The sequence below is a fragment of the Vibrio sp. qd031 genome (assembly GCF_002100145.1).
Taxonomy (GTDB): domain Bacteria; phylum Pseudomonadota; class Gammaproteobacteria; order Enterobacterales; family Vibrionaceae; genus Vibrio.
In genome coordinates this window covers 54624-72062 of record NZ_JXQD01000001.1, presented here as the reverse complement: position 1 = coordinate 72062, position 17439 = coordinate 54624, and the positions used below count along the sequence as shown (strand labels likewise).

Annotated in this window: 12 protein-coding genes; 5 read left to right on the top strand and 7 right to left on the bottom strand. The window is 46.7% G+C overall.

The window, feature by feature from the left end; genetic code table 11:
- Positions 1-419: 419 nt before the first annotated feature.
- Positions 420-2783, top strand: a complete 2364-nt coding sequence (locus tag ST37_RS00305; protein ID WP_084882391.1) for a sugar-binding domain-containing protein — start codon at positions 420-422, stop codon at positions 2781-2783.
- A gap of 101 nt (positions 2784-2884) precedes the next feature.
- On the opposite strand, the gene ST37_RS00300 is transcribed toward ST37_RS00305, so the two are convergent.
- The 4 genes from ST37_RS00300 to ST37_RS00285 form a co-directional block, all read right to left on the bottom strand.
- Positions 2885-6043 (bottom strand): efflux RND transporter permease subunit, encoded by a 3159-nt coding sequence (locus ST37_RS00300; protein ID WP_084882390.1) that lies wholly within the window; start codon positions 6041-6043, stop codon positions 2885-2887.
- Positions 6043-7194, bottom strand: coding sequence for an efflux RND transporter periplasmic adaptor subunit (locus ST37_RS00295; protein ID WP_242426153.1), 1152 nt, complete (start codon positions 7192-7194; stop codon positions 6043-6045). The genes ST37_RS00300 and ST37_RS00295 overlap by 1 nt, the downstream gene beginning before the upstream one ends.
- A 312-nt stretch (positions 7195-7506) precedes the next feature.
- The gene (locus ST37_RS00290) at positions 7507-8280 is read right to left on the bottom strand and encodes an IclR family transcriptional regulator (RefSeq protein WP_084882388.1); all 774 of its coding nucleotides are present in this window, start codon (positions 8278-8280) and stop codon (positions 7507-7509) included.
- Positions 8281-8358: 78 nt separating this feature from the next.
- Positions 8359-9120, bottom strand: coding sequence for an FCD domain-containing protein (locus ST37_RS00285; protein WP_084882387.1), 762 nt, complete (start codon positions 9118-9120; stop codon positions 8359-8361).
- A 350-nt stretch (positions 9121-9470) separates the two neighbouring features.
- On the opposite strand from ST37_RS00285, the gene ST37_RS00280 reads away from it, so the two are divergent.
- Together ST37_RS00280 and ST37_RS00275 are read left to right on the top strand one after the other, a co-directional pair.
- The gene (locus tag ST37_RS00280) at positions 9471-11705 is read left to right on the top strand and encodes a beta-galactosidase (protein WP_084882385.1); all 2235 of its coding nucleotides are present in this window, start codon (positions 9471-9473) and stop codon (positions 11703-11705) included.
- Positions 11706-11762: 57 nt separating this feature from the next.
- A complete protein-coding gene (locus ST37_RS00275; RefSeq protein ID WP_197687437.1) occupies positions 11763-13001 on the top strand; it encodes a hypothetical protein in 1239 nt (412 codons plus the stop codon).
- 304 nt (positions 13002-13305) lie between these two features.
- On the opposite strand, the gene ST37_RS00270 is transcribed toward ST37_RS00275, so the two are convergent.
- On the bottom strand, positions 13306-13689 hold the full coding sequence (locus ST37_RS00270; protein ID WP_084882383.1) for a nuclear transport factor 2 family protein: 384 nt from the start codon (positions 13687-13689) through the stop codon (positions 13306-13308).
- Between the two features lie 71 nt (positions 13690-13760).
- Positions 13761-14621: an NAD(P)H-binding protein gene (locus ST37_RS00265; RefSeq protein ID WP_084882381.1), complete on the bottom strand. Its 861-nt coding sequence runs from the start codon at positions 14619-14621 to the stop codon at positions 13761-13763.
- 195 nt (positions 14622-14816) lie between these two features.
- Between ST37_RS00265 and ST37_RS00260 the strand changes: the two genes are divergently transcribed.
- Together ST37_RS00260 and ST37_RS00255 are read left to right on the top strand one after the other, a co-directional pair.
- A complete protein-coding gene (locus tag ST37_RS00260) occupies positions 14817-15077 on the top strand; it encodes a DUF5062 family protein (protein ID WP_084882380.1) in 261 nt (86 codons plus the stop codon).
- A gap of 240 nt (positions 15078-15317) precedes the next feature.
- On the top strand, positions 15318-16097 hold the full coding sequence (locus tag ST37_RS00255; RefSeq protein WP_084882378.1) for a PhzF family phenazine biosynthesis protein: 780 nt from the start codon (positions 15318-15320) through the stop codon (positions 16095-16097).
- A 121-nt stretch (positions 16098-16218) separates the two neighbouring features.
- Here ST37_RS00255 and tehA read toward each other — a convergent pair whose 3' ends face one another.
- Entirely contained in the window at positions 16219-17151 is a 933-nt protein-coding gene (gene tehA, locus ST37_RS00250) for a dicarboxylate transporter/tellurite-resistance protein TehA (protein WP_084882377.1), read from the bottom strand.
- Positions 17152-17439 lie beyond the last annotated feature (288 nt).

The following is a 17439-nucleotide window of genomic DNA, read 5'->3' as shown; positions in this document are numbered from 1 at the left end:
TTGCTTCTATCGCTTAGAAATTCTCTACAGTCACTTGAAAGTATAGGAAAGGCTATTTGCAGATCAACTAAAGTTATGCATTTGGTATCATTATTTAGTCGAACTAGACCGCTGCTTTATGTCGATTAACCAACCAACATTCAAAACTTCCTTTCGAAGTTTTTTGCTATTTATAGTGCTAATCCACTGATTACGTGTTCATTTATACGTCTCTGTAACAGTACATTTACTACCGATTATGTCGTACGACCTTTTCTCTCTAGCTAGACAAAAATAATTAATTAATTTGGTTCCTCTCAGTACATTTTTGCGATTAATAACTCATCTTTTGCGATCATGATCATCAATGCCCTCGTTAAAATGATTTATATTTAAATAAAGAATTTATATAGAAATTTGTAGGTATTGGAAACTGAACTATGACAAGGATAAATCTAGACCTCAGCGGTAAACGCTGGCAAATGGAGCGAATGCGTCCCGAACAAGGCGTTAAGGAAGGATTGCATTTACTCCCCGCGGAATATCAAGGCACACACTTTAGTTGGAACTTCGCCAAGGTACCTGGGGACGTGTACACCGACCTTTATCGTGCCAACGAAATTGACGATCCCTACTTTGGCCGAAATATGCATAGAGCAAAATGGGCTGCGGACTACGAATGGTGGTACAGCAGGCGTTTTGCGCTGCCCAACGAGATGCAAGGCAAACACATTCGTCTTATTTTTGAAGGGGTCGATTACAGCTGTGAAGTCTGGTTAAACGGCCATTACTTGGGCCGTCACGAAGGGATGTTTTCAGTGTTTGAGTTTGATATTAGTGAGGTCGCGAGCTTTGCTGATTGGCGCGACGGCTCCAACATGTTGATGGTTAAGCTGGATCCACCACCTAAGAACTACCGTAACTGTGGCGGCAAAAAAGTGAACTTCTCTGGTGATTATTTCTCTGGGTTGGTTCCGTTTGGCATTTGGCGCCCTGTTAGAGTCGAAGCGACAGACAAAGTACGTATTAAAGACATTCGCACTGATGTGAAAGTGTTAGGCGATGCTCAAGCTAAAGTCAGCGCCATCTATACTGTCGTAAACCATTCCAATACCTCACAAGAGGTTATCGTTAATTCATCACTAACAGGAAAAAACTGCAACACTCACACCTTGTATACCGAGCAACAAACCGTGGTGGCACCGGGTGAAAACCAAGTGGAAATGACACTTGAGGTTGACGACGCAAAACTCTGGTGGCCTTGGGACATGGGCGATCAAAACTTGTATACGCTTGAAGTACAAGTTTCTCAAGATGGCACAGAGATGGATCTAACCCAAGAAACCATCGGCCTTAGAGAAGTAGTTATGGATTACAATCCTGGTTACAGCCGAGAAGAGGCAGAGTTTCCTTGGACTTTTTACATCAACGGCAAACGACACTTTTTGCGCTCTGCCTGTTGGGGTGGTCAACCGTCTTTCCTTTACGGTCAAAATAGCCTTGCAAAATATGAAGACCGCTTGCAATTGGTCCGAGAAGCCAACATCAACAATTTACGTATTTTTGGCTGGCACCCACCAGAAATCCCAGATTTCTACAACATCTGTGATGAACTGGGTATCACCGTTTGGACTAATTTCACCTTGGCGACGCAAGCCTATCCGAGCGACGAAACCTTTGTAAATGGCGTTCTTCACGAGTGCATTGAAACCGTAAAGCAGCGTCGCAACCACCCGTCTCTCATCTATTGGATGGGCGGTGAGGAAGTATTTTTCTCTGGCGCACATGAAGAGAGTGGCAACAAAGCGTTGATGGAAGTCATCGGTGAGGCGGTAGCGCAATATACCAATACGCCTTACGGTCTTGCATCACCACTAAGCTCAGAGTCTGCGCAAAATATGGGGTTCAAAGCTCATGAATCCATTCACGCCAATGAGCACTACTATCAAGGTGGTGCGGAGTTTATGGAAGAGTATTACCCGTCTTTAGACTGCTGCATTATTCCCGAATTAACGGCAGCATCGGCACCGTCCATCGACAGTCTAAAAAAATTCATTCCAAATGACGAGCTTTGGCCAATGGGGCCAAGTTGGGCCTATCATTGGGCCGACATCGACATTTTAATTAATCTAAATTTTGAAGTGTTTAACGACTACAAAATGGGTTCATTGGAAGAGTTTGTCGAAGCAACACAAATTGCCCAAGGTACGGTGATTCAGTTTGCACTAGAAACCTATAGACGCCGCAAACCAAAAATGAGCGGTGTGGCATTATGCCATTTCATCACTCATGTGCCAGACATCAAATGGGGCGTGGTTGATTTCTATGGTGAAAAGAAAATCAGTTACGACTATTTGAAACGCACCTATCAACCTTTGCTACCGAGTCTTGAGTTTTCAAAAAGACGTTGGCAAGCAAGTGAACCGTTTGAAGCCAACCTATGGATTGTCAACGACTACCAACGTGAATACTCTGAACTTTCATTAGAGTGGACAGTCCGTTATCAAGATCAAAATACTGAGTGTCAAGGCTCAATCATGGCGGATGTTGATGCCGATTCGGCGTCAAACCTTCACCCTATCAAATGGGTGTTACCAAGTGACGCGAAAGGTAACTTTGAGGTGTATTTAACGCTTAAAGATTCTACCGGTAAAGAAGTGGCCACCAACCACTACACTCTACTGGTTGGCGATCAACAACAAGCGAAACAGCAAAGTCTCGAGTATTTAGCCAAAGCTCAGCAACGCATAGAAGAGCATGGCCACTGCGTCTATCGCTATTGGCCTGAGATGTGGGAGTCGTGAGTTTGCAACCTAAGCTATTTGTGCATTAACGCTTGGCACAATCCCAATAAAAAGAGCCACTTGTCAGTGGCTCTTTTTTTCAAACAATATTCATAAACAAGTTAGGCGGCTGAGCTTTCTAGCTCCCCTTGTTCAGTTGTCACTGCTTGTTTGCCCTTTTTCTTCGATGATTTAAGACGCGCAAGTTGCTTTTCCAACTGTCTACTTACAAATTGCGGCGACTTAGTGCGAGCACTCAATAAGCGGTACATCATCGGTATTACAAAAAGCGATACCAGCGTTGAGAACGCCATACCAAAGAAAATAACCGAGCCCACTGCCACTCGACTTTCAAAGCCCGCACCGGTCGACATGATGAGTGGCACAGCACCAGCAAGAGTGGTGAACGCGGTCATCATAATTGGACGCAATCGACGTGACGCGGAATTGATGGTTGCTTCTTCAAACGGCTGCCCTTGGTCACGCAGCTGGTTGGCAAACTCAACAATCAAGATACCGTTTTTGGTTACCATACCAATAAGCATGATCATCCCAATCTGGCTGTACATGTTCAAGCTTTGGTCAAGCAGCATCATACCAATAAAGCCACCAAGAATACCCATAGGAACGGTGAACATCACCACCAACGGACTGACAAAACTTTCAAACTGCGCAGCCAAGATTAGGTATGCAATCAATAGTGCTAAACCAAAGATGGCCATAGTACTCGATTGGTTCTCTTTGAAGTCTTTAGACTCACCAGAGTAGCTAATTGTAATATCGGCAGGAAGCTGTTCTATTGCTTGTTGGTCTAAGAAGTCAAGCGCTTGTCCCAAGGTATAACCATCAGAAACCGTTGCACTTAACGTCACTACTTTTTGTTTGTTTAGACGGTTAAGACGAGACGCTGACGCGACAACTTGAGTATCTGCAACAGTATCTAGAGTCACAATACCACCGCTTTCAGTTCGGATGTAAATCTGGCTCAAATCGGTGCTGCTGTTAAAGCTGTCTTCACTACCGCGTAAGTAAACATCGTACTCTTGACCACGTTCGACATAGGTGGTGACGCGCGAGCCGCCTAAGACGACATTTAAAGTATTGGATAAATCCGAGTAGCTAATACCTAGGTCCGCTGCGCGCTGCTTATCAATCGCAATGATCACTTCAGGAGTGCTTTCATTGTAATCGATGCTCGCACCTTCCATATAGGGGCTGTCTTCCGCAATGTGTTGGAGTATTTCGCCCCACTGTGCAAGCTCCGTATAGTCAGGGCCACCCAATACAAACTTCACTGCCTCATCAGAGCCACCACGACTGCCTGGCATCATTGGAATCGTTCGCACATCAATGATGTCACCAACAGTTTTACGGATCATGGCTGTGGCTTCTGCCGCGCTAAAATCTCGCTCACTCCAATCCGATAGTGGCATAATAACGAAGCCAATATTGTCGCCACTATTACCACCAAACGCTGGGGATTGAGAGCTGTACGCCGCAATGTAACCTTGGTCCATCAAAATTTGAAGTTTCTCTTCCACTTCCTCAATGTTACCAGCCATACGATTAAAGCTGGTCGATTCTGCGCCGCGGATCATCATAAATACAACGCCGCGATCCTCAGTTGGAAAAAGTTGTGACGGCACTTGTGTGGCCACTTGGTAACTGCCGTAGACACAGCCAACAATAATCAACGGCGCTATCCACCGGATCGTCATAGAACCACGAAGCAGCCAGCGGTAACCCGCTTCCAAACGACCAAACGCTGCATTTACCACACGGCTAACCCAGTTTACGGTCTCTTTTTGCTTAAATAGCTTACTGCCCAATACTGGCGCAAGTGTTAACGCCACCAATGAAGAGGCTATCACCGCAGCAGACAATACCACCGCAAACTCGGTGAACATGAGTCCCACTTGGCCATCCATAAAGGTTATTGGCAAAAATACAGAAGCCAAAACAACGGTAGTTGAAATAACCGCAAAGCCCACCTCTCGCGCGCCTTTATAGGCCGCAACCAGTGGCGTTTCGCCTTCTTCAATGTGGTGGAACATGTTTTCGATAACAACGATGGAATCGTCCACCACCAGTCCAATAGCGAGGATAAGCGCCATCAGTGTGACTAAGTTAATCGAATAGCCCATAAAGTAGGCCACAGTAAACGCGGTGATGAGTGAGATTGGAACGGTTACAGCAGGAATTAGGGTTGAACGAGCTTGGCCAATAAAAATGTAGAGAACAAGAACCACCAAGCCGCCTGTTATCACTAGCGTGCTGTACACCTCTTCGACTGAACGTTCAATAAATACCGTCGAGTCATAGTCAACGCGTAATTCACTGCCGTCGGGTAAAAACGGTTTAACCTTTTCCACTTCTTCATGCACTTTTTGTGCAACCTTCAGTGGATTGGCGTCCGATTGAACTTCAACACCTAATCCAACTGCCGCAGCGCCGTTACTGTTATAAATGGAGTTTTCGTTCTCAGCGCCTTCATAAACAGTCGCCACATCTTGCAGATAAATCGCCGACCCGTCGTTGGCCGTTTTCACTTTTAAGTATTTGAAGTCTTCAACCGCATTATATGAACGCTCAGTACGTACCGACATGGTCACACTGTCGTTGCGGATCTCACCGCCCGGTGCTTCCAAGTTTTCGGCTCGCAACGCATTCGAAATATCGGTCACACTGACGTTTCGACCGGCCATCAACTCAGGAATCAACTGTACATACATGACTTTATTGAGGGCACCGTTTACCGATACAGCACTAACGCCGTCAATCAGATCAAATCGGTCCACCAGCACACGGTCGGCGTAATCGGTTAGCTGAGTTCGATCCATCGTCTCCGAGGTAAAGCTGATGTACATCGAGCCTTGGCCTTGAGAGTTACTTTTGGTAATGATGGGTGTGTCGGCATCGGACGGCAAATGACGCTGTGCCTGAGAAACCGCTTCACGCACATCACTCAACCCTTCATTGATATCATGGCTGTAGTCAAACGTGACCGTTATGCGCGAGCTGTTGGCGCGAGATGTCGATGAGATTTCATCAATGCCGCTAATACCGGCCAATTGCGACTCTATCTCCGATGTCACCTGTGATTCGATGATGTCGGCAGAAGCGCCGCTGTAGGTTGTGCTGACTGAAACAACAGGGTTGTCCATGTCTGGCAGCTCTCGCACTGGCAGACTGGTAAAAGAAATATAGCCAAACACGATCAACAGCAAGCTGAGTACTATTGCGCCTACGGGACGCTTTACTGAAATATCCGAAATCAGCATTAGCTGTCTCCCTTAGCAGGCACACCTTGGTCAGCAGCGTCTTTTTCTTGAGCGCCACGACCGTCTGAGATCATAGGGCCTTTTGGCGTGTCGTTTTGGTCTGTGATCAAGCTACCATCGCGCAGTTTGACAGTCCCTCTCACCACAATGCGATCGCCAATGTCCAATCCATCAGTCACTACCACCTGCTCGTCATAGCTACTACCAAGCGATACTTCGGTTCGCATCGCTTTGTTGTCGTCACCAACAAGATACACATAACGCTTGCTGCCCGAATATTCGATAGATTGCACCGGAACAATAGGTTCAAAAACAGGCGCAAATTCCAGTCCAACCGTCATTAGCATGCCCGGCTTAAGCTGCGTATCTGAGTTAGTGAACTCGATGCGTGCAGTCATGTTAAGAGAGTCGGGATTTACACGGGTATCGACGGCCTTTAACGAGCCAGTAAATTCGACACCTGGCCACGCTTGGCTGGTTGCCGTTGCTTTCAAGCCGCCTCCAGAAAGTTGCTGCATGTACTTTTCAGGAACTGAAACGTCCACATACATGACAGAAAGGTCATCGATAGTCAGCAGCTCTGTCGCAGTAGACACCATTTTACCGCGGCTAAAGTTGATAAAGCCTGTGGTACCAGAGAATGGGGCTTTAATATAAAGCTCTTCAAGATCATGCTGAGCGCTTGCCAACTTCACTTCGGCGATTTGCACTTTTGCACGCTGCCCCGCTATGGATGTTTGAGTGATCGCTTTTTTCTCGGCGAGGCGTTCATATTCGCCCAGAATGCGCTGCTCTTCCGCCAACGTCAGTTTTGCTTCTTTAACGTTCATTTCTGCCATGGCGGTATCCAGTACCACCAACACTTCATTTTCTGCCACTTGTTGGTTATTTTGAACCAATATTTTGTCTACACGTCCCGCGCTTTCAGGGGCAATAACCACCGATTGGCTCGCTTCAAGCTTGCCGACTAAGTTAAGTGTTTGGTGTAATTCGTGCTCTGCAACGGTGGTCGTTTCTACTAACGTTGCTTGCGCGGCGCCTGATCTCGCACCGCCAGGGCCACCCGGACCACTTGGGCCTGCTGCATACACTGGAAGGGTAAGTAGTTGAGACGCGACGATGAATGCGACCATTCCATAACGTAATTTCATAAGGAACCTTTATGCTCGAAAATTGAAAGATGTAATCGGTTACAACGCATCATACAGAACACAATGTCGAATAACGTAAAGGTATGTAAAGTTATGAAAATCAATGCTAGCTAGCTGTTAATTTACACAACTAGACGCAATATTAAACAGTTTTTTGGGGGGACGCGGATGACGTCAAGAAATGAACTGCCTCAATAGCGCCAACGGGGGGCAGTGTCAGCACAACTTGCGCATTTATGGCGCGCATCGAATGTCAATAATGCTCATACCAATCCCTTAGAGCTTGGTCATTAGCTTAAAACAAAACAGCTACTAGCCACCTAATTGCTCGGTAATGTTGAACGCAGCCTGTAGAAGTTTTGCGATCAGTTCATTTTGGCTCATAACCTGATTCAATGGTGTAGGCATCGTTGATAGAGACAACGCTGCGATCACCGATCCCTGATGTTGACCAATCAACGTTGAGTAATCGGTCACCCCAGCCACAAATGGGCTGTCAGCAATGTGGTATTGCTCATCACGAATTTGAGCTAGTCGGGTTAACAACGTCGCCTTGTCACCTTTGGTCATACTTTGAAATGCGTCATCTCGTTCCAAAATCATGTCCTGGACTTCATTGTTGCTGTTGGCCAACAAGATGTTCCCGGGGCTGGTCGTACTGGTTGGGATCAAGGTTCCTTCCGCAATACTGAGCGACACCGGTGCGTGGCTAGAGGCATGGACGATAACCATAGTTTGACTCTGATAAAGCATCGTTAAATAACTTGAGCACCCTGTGGTGAACGCCAAGTCTTCCATATGAGGCAGCGCACACTGCCTTACTTTATCGACAGGGTTGATCCGACGAGAGAGATTATAGAGCTTTAGCGATACGCGATACTTACCGGATACATCATCACGATGCAGATACCCTCGAGCTTCTAAACCGACGAGAACACGATAGATTTCGTTTGGCGAGCGGCCTAAAGCAACGGCGATATCTGCTTGCGAACAAGGCGTCTCTTGTGAGGCGAGAAACTCTAAGATATCCAAGCCTTTATCTAATGCTGGTACGGCGTATTTGTTGGTCGTTGGCTTGTCTGCCATAGTCGTTATCACACTCTACAAAGACACAAGCCGAAGACGCAGCTTCGGCTTGAAATGGTATTACTAAGTTAAATCAATCTAGGTATCAAATTCCATAGCGAAGAAATAGTCATCCAGATCCGCATCGGCGCCATCGCTGTTGGCTATTTTAAGCAGCTCTTGCTTGCTGTTTTCAATGTGCTGCCACACCGCTTGGCGAGCGTCCTCTGCGGACCGCTTTTGCAACGCTATAAAAATACGCTTGTGGTCATTAAGCCATGTGCTTCTTAGATCGATATCGTGCAGATATTGATGATTAAGCTCTTTCCACAGCGGGTTTTCCGTTCGCACTGAACGCCACATGTCGTTCGCCTGATTGATGAGCACTCTATTTTGCGTCGACTCTGCAATTAAACGGTGGAACTGGCGATCGTACTCTTCAAACTTTTCACTGTCCCCATCGAGCTCATTTTCTTGCAAGCTTAGAACACGTTTAAGCTCACGCAACTCATTGATCTTAATTTGAGATGCCGCAAAGGCTGCAATATTACTTTCGATGATTTGTCTTGCTTGAAGCAGTTCAAAAGGCCCTATGTCACTGTGCGGGACAATACTCATGCTGTCGATTTTTTCAGGAGAATCGATAAAGTAAATACCCGCACCCTGCCTCACTATTACTAAGCCTTTCAGCTCCAACATGATAATGGCTTCGCGGATAGTCGCGCGACTCGTCTCAAAGCGCTCACTAAGCTCTCGTTCAGAAGGCAGTCTTTCGCCTGCTTTAAATACGCCTGAATAGAGCAGTTCTTCAATTTGTAAACCAACGTCAAAATAACGACGTTTAGTAGTAGGTTCTCTCATGGGTATACCTTCCTAGCCAATAGCTCAAACGGCTAAATTAGCATCACACATAAACCGAAATCCGAATTGGTACAGTTTAACTGATCTAATTGATTGAGCAATATCTTGTCTATCTTTCTTGGTATTGTATGACAAACAGCGCTTGGTAACTTTGACCGCTTTCTCATTGCCTTAGAATAATCGACTAAAAAGTGAGTAACAGTTTCATTAGTCTAATAATTTAACCACTGCACTTCAGATTACCTTGTGAGAGCGGGATCAAATATTGGTAAATGAGAACCACAAACTGGTAAACAAATAATTATAATTGGTCTAGTATAAATCCAATCCTAATAACGTTTGGAAAAAACATGTCCGCTTCTTCACTTTCAGTCATCACACCGTTGCTCACTTTCGACAGCATGACGATTCCAAACCAGATCTCTGCTTTTAATCAAACATTGTCCATGAAGCATAGTGACGATGAATACGCGCTACACTTCGCTTCGTTAAGCCAGCAACACTTCCACACTTCATTAGATTTAAAGCCTTTTGGTGACGAAAGGTGGGATTGGAGCACCTATGGCGATTTCTGTTTAGCACTGGAACTGAGTAATACCAACGCCCGTTCAACGCAAGTATTTATCAACTTGTTCGATCGCGCGGGCACGATGCACAGTCGTAGCATTACCGTAGATGGCCATTCTAGAAAGACTTACCTTATTGAACTAAAAGGCGAGTTTTTAAAGGGCAAAACCAACTACTACTCGGGATTACGCTCTAATCCAGCGCCTTGGTCGCACGACAGTGAATACGCGACTTGGATGTGGGGTTCAATGAATGTAGACCTCACCGATATCGTGCACATTGAGCTGAGTATCCACGGTTCACTTATCGACCACCAATTGGCACTGCACAGCGTCAACTTGGTTAACAGCCCAGACACTAACCCGCACTTTCTAGAACAGATCATTGACCGTTATGGGCAAAATGCCACAGCGCAGTATCAAGATAAAATCGAATCGGATGAGCAACTAGCTGCACTCACCAAGCAAGAACTGCTAGAGCTTCAAGAAGGCGCTTTACCACAACGTTCAAAATACAGCGGTTACACCGGGGGCCAGCAATACCAAGCAACAGGGTACTTTCGCACCGAGAAAATCGACGGCAAATGGTCGCTTATTGACCCCGAGGGCTACCCTTATTTCGCGACTGGAGTCGACGTCATTCGATTAGCGAATGCCTATACCATGACCGGTATCGACTACGATCATAGCCTGGTGCCACAACGAGATCCCAATGATCTCACACCTGAAGATTCTATTGAGAAACTTCCCATATCTGACGAAGCAAGAGCCAGCGCAGTGGTAGCCAGTCCGCTTCGTAAACACTGTTTTCAGTGGTTACCAAACTATGACGAACCGCTTGCTGAGCACTACGGATACATGCGCGAGCTGTTTGAAGGGGCGCTTGATGCTGGTGAAACCTTTAGTTTCTACGCCGCCAACCTAGAGCGTAAGTACGGCAAGGCGCGCTATTTAGAGCAATGGCGAAACGTCACAATCGATCGCATGTTGAATTGGGGCTTTACTAGCCTAGGAAACTGGGCAGCGCCCGAATTCTACAACAACGATTCTATCCCTTACTTTGCAAACGGTTGGATAATTGGTGACTTTAACGTCGTCTCTAGCGGTGATGATTTCTGGTCTCCCCTTCCAGACCCGTTTGATCCCGTATTTCGTGAGCGAGCTGAGGCAACCGTGTTACAAATAAAACACGAGGTCAAAGACTCACCATGGTGTGTGGGGATCTTCATCGATAACGAAAAATCATGGGGGCGCATGGGCACTATTGAGGGGCAACACGGCATTGCCATTCATACTCTAGGCAGAGATGCACGCGAGTGCCCGACTAAATCTGCGTTTGTTGACGCCCTTAAACAGAAATACACCAGCATAGACGCACTTAATCATGCTTGGCAAACCGACATACAGGACTGGCCGTCATTGAGTTCAGGTGTCAAAGATTTAGCCCACAATGCAGCGCAACTCGACGACTACGGAATGCTATTGGAGGTGTTTGCCTCTCAGTACTTCAAAGTCGTCAATGAGTCGCTTAAGGCACAGTTGCCTAATCACCTCTATTTAGGTGCCAGATTCGCCGATTGGGGCATGACGCCGGATGTGGTGAAAGCGGCGGCAAAACATTGCGACGTGATCAGTTACAACTACTACAAAGAGGGGCTCCATCCACAGCAGTGGTCTTTCCTTGAAGAAGTCGATATGCCTAGCATCATTGGTGAGTTTCACTTTGGCTCTAAAGAAACCGGCTTTTACCACCCAGGGTTAGTCAGTGCAACCAATCAAACAGAGCGGGCGCAAATGTACGAAGACTATATGCAAACAGTCATCGACAATCCGTATTTCGTTGGTGCTCACTGGTTCCAATACTTAGATTCGCCAATTACTGGCCGCTCCTACGACGGTGAAAACTACAACGTTGGGTTTGTCTCTGTTGCAGACGTTCCATACAAGCCCATGGTCGAGGCGGCAAAGCGCATCCATACCCGCATGTATACGCAGCGGCACACCGCTAAAGACAAATAGGCAAAAATACACCAGTCAACATCCCAAACTTCAACACACAGTTAAGCAAGGATAAAGATGAAAAAGACACCACTTGTTACTCTCATCGCGGTGACGCTCACCGCATGTGGAGGGGGCTCTGGCAGCTCAAATTCAGGCAGTAGCCAACTCACTCGTCACGATTCGCCGCCAAACAGCAGCAGTCAATTAACCACCATATCGAGCACAGGCTATACCGCTGGGCACGATACCGAAAACATGACCGGTTTACCTGTACCTGCTTTTATCGACGCGACCATGGAATGGCAACTGCAAAGCCAACTTAGCGATGATTTTAACTACACTTTTACGCCAACCAATAACATCACCACCGAATTTGGCTCTGGAAAATGGTATAACTTTTATCATAACCAATGGGACGGGCCGGGTGCGACATACTGGAAGCCTGATCACGTATCGGTTGACGGTAATGAAGGAAAATTGAAGCTACGCACCTCACGCAATCCTAGTACCAGCAAACAAGATAAGCCTGGGGTGAATACGGGCTGCATCTCTTCCAACGCGACGGTGCAATATCCGGTGTTTGTCGAAGCAAGCGTTAGCATGGCCGACATATCTTTGGCCGCTGCTGTATGGTTGCTCAGCCCAGATGACACACAAGAGATTGACATCCTAGAAGCCTATGCGGGCAATGGTAACGGCAACGGATACTTCTCTAAGCTTATTCATTTGAGCCACCACTCATTCATTCGCGATCCTTTCACCGATTATCAGCCTAGAGACCGTAACAGTTGGTGGGAAAACACCACCAGCAATGGACCTCTTGTTCAAGGCAACTACGACAGTTGGGGCGAATACAGTTGGAATAATGGGACGAGACAGTACCTGCAAATAGGGGTGAACTGGATTAACCCATGGCATTTTGAGTATTTCATCAATGGGGAGTTAGTGCGCGTGCTGTACGCAAATGCGTTTGCGACCAAAATGAACGATCGCTGGGAATACAGCTACCCGAAAGTCGCAAACGACGACTTAGTCATCGATGGCTACCAAACGATAGTGACCCATTCAACCGACAATGGCGACTTTGACTTTGCCGCGCTAAAAGCGGCAAGTAACGCCTCAAAGGTTTCGGTCATTGACCCATACGACTTTCAAAAAGGCAAAGGCTTTCACAAAGCGGCTGACATCATCATAAACATGGAGCTACAAAGCTGGTGGACACACGATCCAACAGACAGTGAACTTCTCGATAGCAGCGGCAAAACGACGATGCTTGTTGACTGGGTTAGAGTGTTCAAACCTGTAAACAAATAGCCCGGTTTTTAAAGGCGCACTTGTCATCAAATGCGCCTTTTTGTCCTCGAACGTCATTATCAACCAGCCGAGTCTCCCGCCCTCACTTTTCAGCCAAAAAATCTCCTAGTGATACAAATCGGCATTTTTTTAAAGACCAATATGCCTATTTCTTCAGCATTGTGAGAGTTATAGTAACTCTTACCGAACGGCAATGGGTTTCTAGCCCAGTCAATGACGCAATCAGCGCCACATGCTTTGAAGCAACACAGATATTGCGGTCAAAAGATGCCAAAGTGGTGATGGGTGATGCTCAATCGTAACGTTAATTCATTCTATTGCCATTAAGCGTAGATTCAGGAATTTCTCGCATCGCACCCCAGTGTTCAACAATTTTACCGTTATCATCAAACCTAAAAAAGTCCATCGTCACGTATCCCACATTGTCTAGCCATGTTTGATGCGTATGCAGTGCCACCAAGTCCCCTTCAGCAATGGCACGGACAAACTTGATCTCTTTTTCTGGGTACTCAGCCTGCATCCGTTCAAAGTACTGGATAAACCGCTCCGGTCCATTTCCAACTAACGGGTTGTGCTGAATGTATTCGCCACCAACGTATGTCTCTACTGCCTCTCGGGGTTTTCCGCGATAAGCGGTTTCGTAAAATGCGAATGCTTTGGGTTTATTTGCTTGAAGATCGTGGCGCATACTGCGCTCCGGTATATCTCGAATTAATGGTCCTTGCGTTGATGCGATAAGGTGAACCTGCACCACGCAAGTTATTGCTGAGGGTTCGATGCTTTTAGTGAAGAAAAATAACTGTCCCACGATTGGTGAGCACGCCCCGCCGCCGCGTCAAAATCGCTCGGATTATTGGATTTACCCTCGCGGATCCCGTGATAAATTCCCGCGATCACCGTACCGATAAAATCCCCTAGCTCTGCCACTCGGTCTTGCTTGTACTCGTCGACCGTCATGGACTCAAATTTAAGGTCAGTGCCAAACGCGAGGTTTAAATAGCTCGCGAGTTCGGTTTGCGTTAGCGCATCTCCGTGAAGGTTATAAGTGCTCCCATTGTGTTTATCTTCAGTAAGCATTCGAGCGTACGCATAACCAAGCTCTTGGCGTGTGGTATACCCGCACTTTCCGTCGGCCGCGCAATTTACTATCTTGCCCGCTTTTTTGTAGTTTTCGATGTACTCAACATCTGGCTCGATATAGATACCATTGCGACCAATGACCCAATCGAGTCCACTGTCACGTATGTCTTGTTCGGTTTGGCGATTGCTTTGGATCACCGGCGAGAAAGCCGTGCCTTCTTCCGCGCCTTGCACGCTGGTGTACACCAGTTTTTTCACCGCTGCCGCTTTTGCCGCGCGAATGACGTTTCGGTGTTGCTCAATACGTTTGTCTGGCGCATCCATTCCAGAAACGATGAGTAAAGTGTCAACACCTTGCAACGCTTGCTCTAACTGCAAAAGTTCATCGTAATCACCCGCCCTAACTTCAACACCAAGATGCTTGGCTCGTTGTGGCGTTCTCGCAAGCGCTATGACGCTCTCGGCAGAAGTACACTCGACAACCGCTTCTACAATCGCCGAACCCAACTGACCACTGGCGGCCGTCACTGCAATTTTCATAGACTTACCCTTACTTCCCTAACAAAGGTCATCTCTAATACTAGAGAAAAAACGCTCACCCCGCCTATCAGCAGTGCGCATTAATTAAGCAAACAAGCATAAACCCGCCCACTACGTCTCACTTTGGGGTCAGAGTAAATTCGCAAATTCACCAGTTTGATATACTTATTTCACGCTAACGTTAAGGAAAATACCATGTCCAAAACCACAAAACTGCACAATGAAGATAAGCTGGTCAAAAAGGCGTTAGAAGTCGGGCTGAAAATGGCAACGATGCAGGGATTTAAGCTTCCTACCTCGCCACAGCCGACCAAAGTGAAAGCTGTGTACTTATTCTTGGTCGAGGTGAATCAAATTACGCCACTGCCCGCCGAAAAAGAAGATGGTGCAAACATCAAAAAACGCCTCGCGCTGTGGATCCATAGCGTGCTACCAGACAACGACCCGCTCAAATAGCCCTTTAGGGCTTAACCCACTTATAGACAAAGACGCGAGGGCAACATTGGTGTTGTTTCTTGCGTCCACAATTTCGCAACTCGCCATCTTGCCCATCGCCGCAATACCCATTTTTCTGCACACCGTTTATACCCTTCATTACTGGAGAACCTTCGGCTAAAGTCGTTGAACAGCCTGCATTTATCCGTGTTATCGTATAGTTTAATGACGCTAGTATTCGAATTGATTAGGAGAACATGTATGGACATCAAGCTATACCAAGTCGACGCCTTTGCCACCAATGTCTTTGAGGGCAATCCCGCGGCCGTATGCCCACTCGATCACTGGCTTGATGACCACAAGTTGCAAAAAATTGCCGAAGAGAACAACCTATCTGAAACGGCGTTTTTCGTTCAGACAGAAACCAACGTAGAACTGCGATGGTTCACTCCTGAAGATGAAGTTGATCTTTGCGGTCACGCCACTTTAGCGGCGGCGCATGTGCTGTTTACCCACTTACACTACGCACAGCCGTCAATCTCGTTTTCAACTCGAAGTGGCATCCTCATTGTCGAAAAAACCGCTGAGGGATATAGCATGGATTTTCCTGCCACAATGCCAAGCGAAATAGACACACCAGCGACCTTAATCGACGCATTAGGGGTTATACCTAAAGCAGTCTACTTAGCCTTTGACTATGTGGTGATACTGGAGAACCAACAACAAGTGTCTGACCTAAAACCAAACTTTGCGAAAATGGCCGAACTCAATCACCGTGGGGTCGTCGTCACAGCGAAAGGCGACGAGCATGATTTTGTCAGTCGATGTTTCTTTCCTAAACTCAGAGTCAATGAAGATCCAGTGACAGGCTCAGCCCATTGTGAACTCGCGCCCTATTGGCAACGCAAGTTGAACAAAGACACCATGATCGCCAAGCAACTGTCTAAACGTTCAGGCGTTGTTCGCTGTGAAATCTCTGGTGAGCGAGTAGTGTTAAGTGGTCATGCGGTGGATTTCATGCACGGTACGATCACCCTATAGCTGTGTAAGTTAATTTTTTTGCCGCCAACCTCGCAATACTTATCGTAGATTGGAGTGCTGCCAAATAGTCACGGCGTACAGGTTGCTTTCCTTTTTGCCTGCTTATGGTCAGGCACAAGCACTATAGTTCGCGCGCAATAAAACTACCTAGCGTTCGCACACTCAGATAACCAATAAACAAGTTTGCGCCAATGAACACAGGTATCGAAATAACCTCTGCCGAGCCCACTCCTGCCGCGGCTAGTTTAAGGCCACTTACTGTGGCTGCGGCAATGCCGAATGTATAAGCCCAATACGAAGGAGAAAAAGGTTGAGAGCCTAACCATTTACCTAATCGAATACCTAACATAAGTTGATACAAACCATAACCCCACATCATTAGGATCCAGTGATCATTGCTGCCTGGCGTAATCGACAACCAAGCCATGGCACACACGACAGGTGGAGCAAACTGGATACCCAGTAGAGGTCTTTGCATAGTCGGAACCTCCTCTGCCAGCCAAATGCGTTTAATGATGAGCGACTCCATCGCCAACCAAGAAAACACGCCTGCCCCCAAAAATAACCATGCCCAATCAGGGTAGCCCAATGCGCCAAGTGCAGCAGCACTGGTAAAGTTACCGGCTACGGTTGGTAAATATAGGGTAGGAAGTGAATCTAAATTACTGCGGCCACCTTTCCACATAGAGCCATTGTGCCAAAGCGAAAAACCAACATGCCAAACAATACCCGCTGCGGTGAGTACCCAAGCCAACGTGCGTGAATAAGGCAAAACAGCAAGAACGATAAGTAATGTGGACACTCCCAATAGTGCAGGAGTGCTGCCTTGCACCGGATGGCGAAACTCTTGAGCGACCAAGGCAGGTTGTCGCACCGCTTGAACCATATACACAATGAGAAGCGTCAGCCATACCAATGTAGCAATACCCAATAAGCTTTCACCAATATACCGAGGTATTTGCCAAAGTGAGTATGCAACACGCCAAGCCTGCCCTAAACCGGACAGCCCAAGAACAATACCAAAATAAGAAGCGGGGATAGTTGTACTACGCATCTGGTGCTCGGTTGAAATCGAAAACGGACTACATCATATTCGACATTCTAGAGAAAAAAACTCGATAAAATCAAACAACTTAAAGTTCTTTGAACCGGTGCACCTACGTAGTCTTAACGTTAAACGTGATTTCTATCCAAACAAAACGACTCATTAGACAAAAAAACCATTCATTCAGATTTGATGGATTCCCCTTTCGTATAGAGTGACGTTACACTAACGGCATAGCCGTGCTTTATATATTTTTGACCATTCGCAAACACATTGACCCGGTTCTCATAGGCTGCG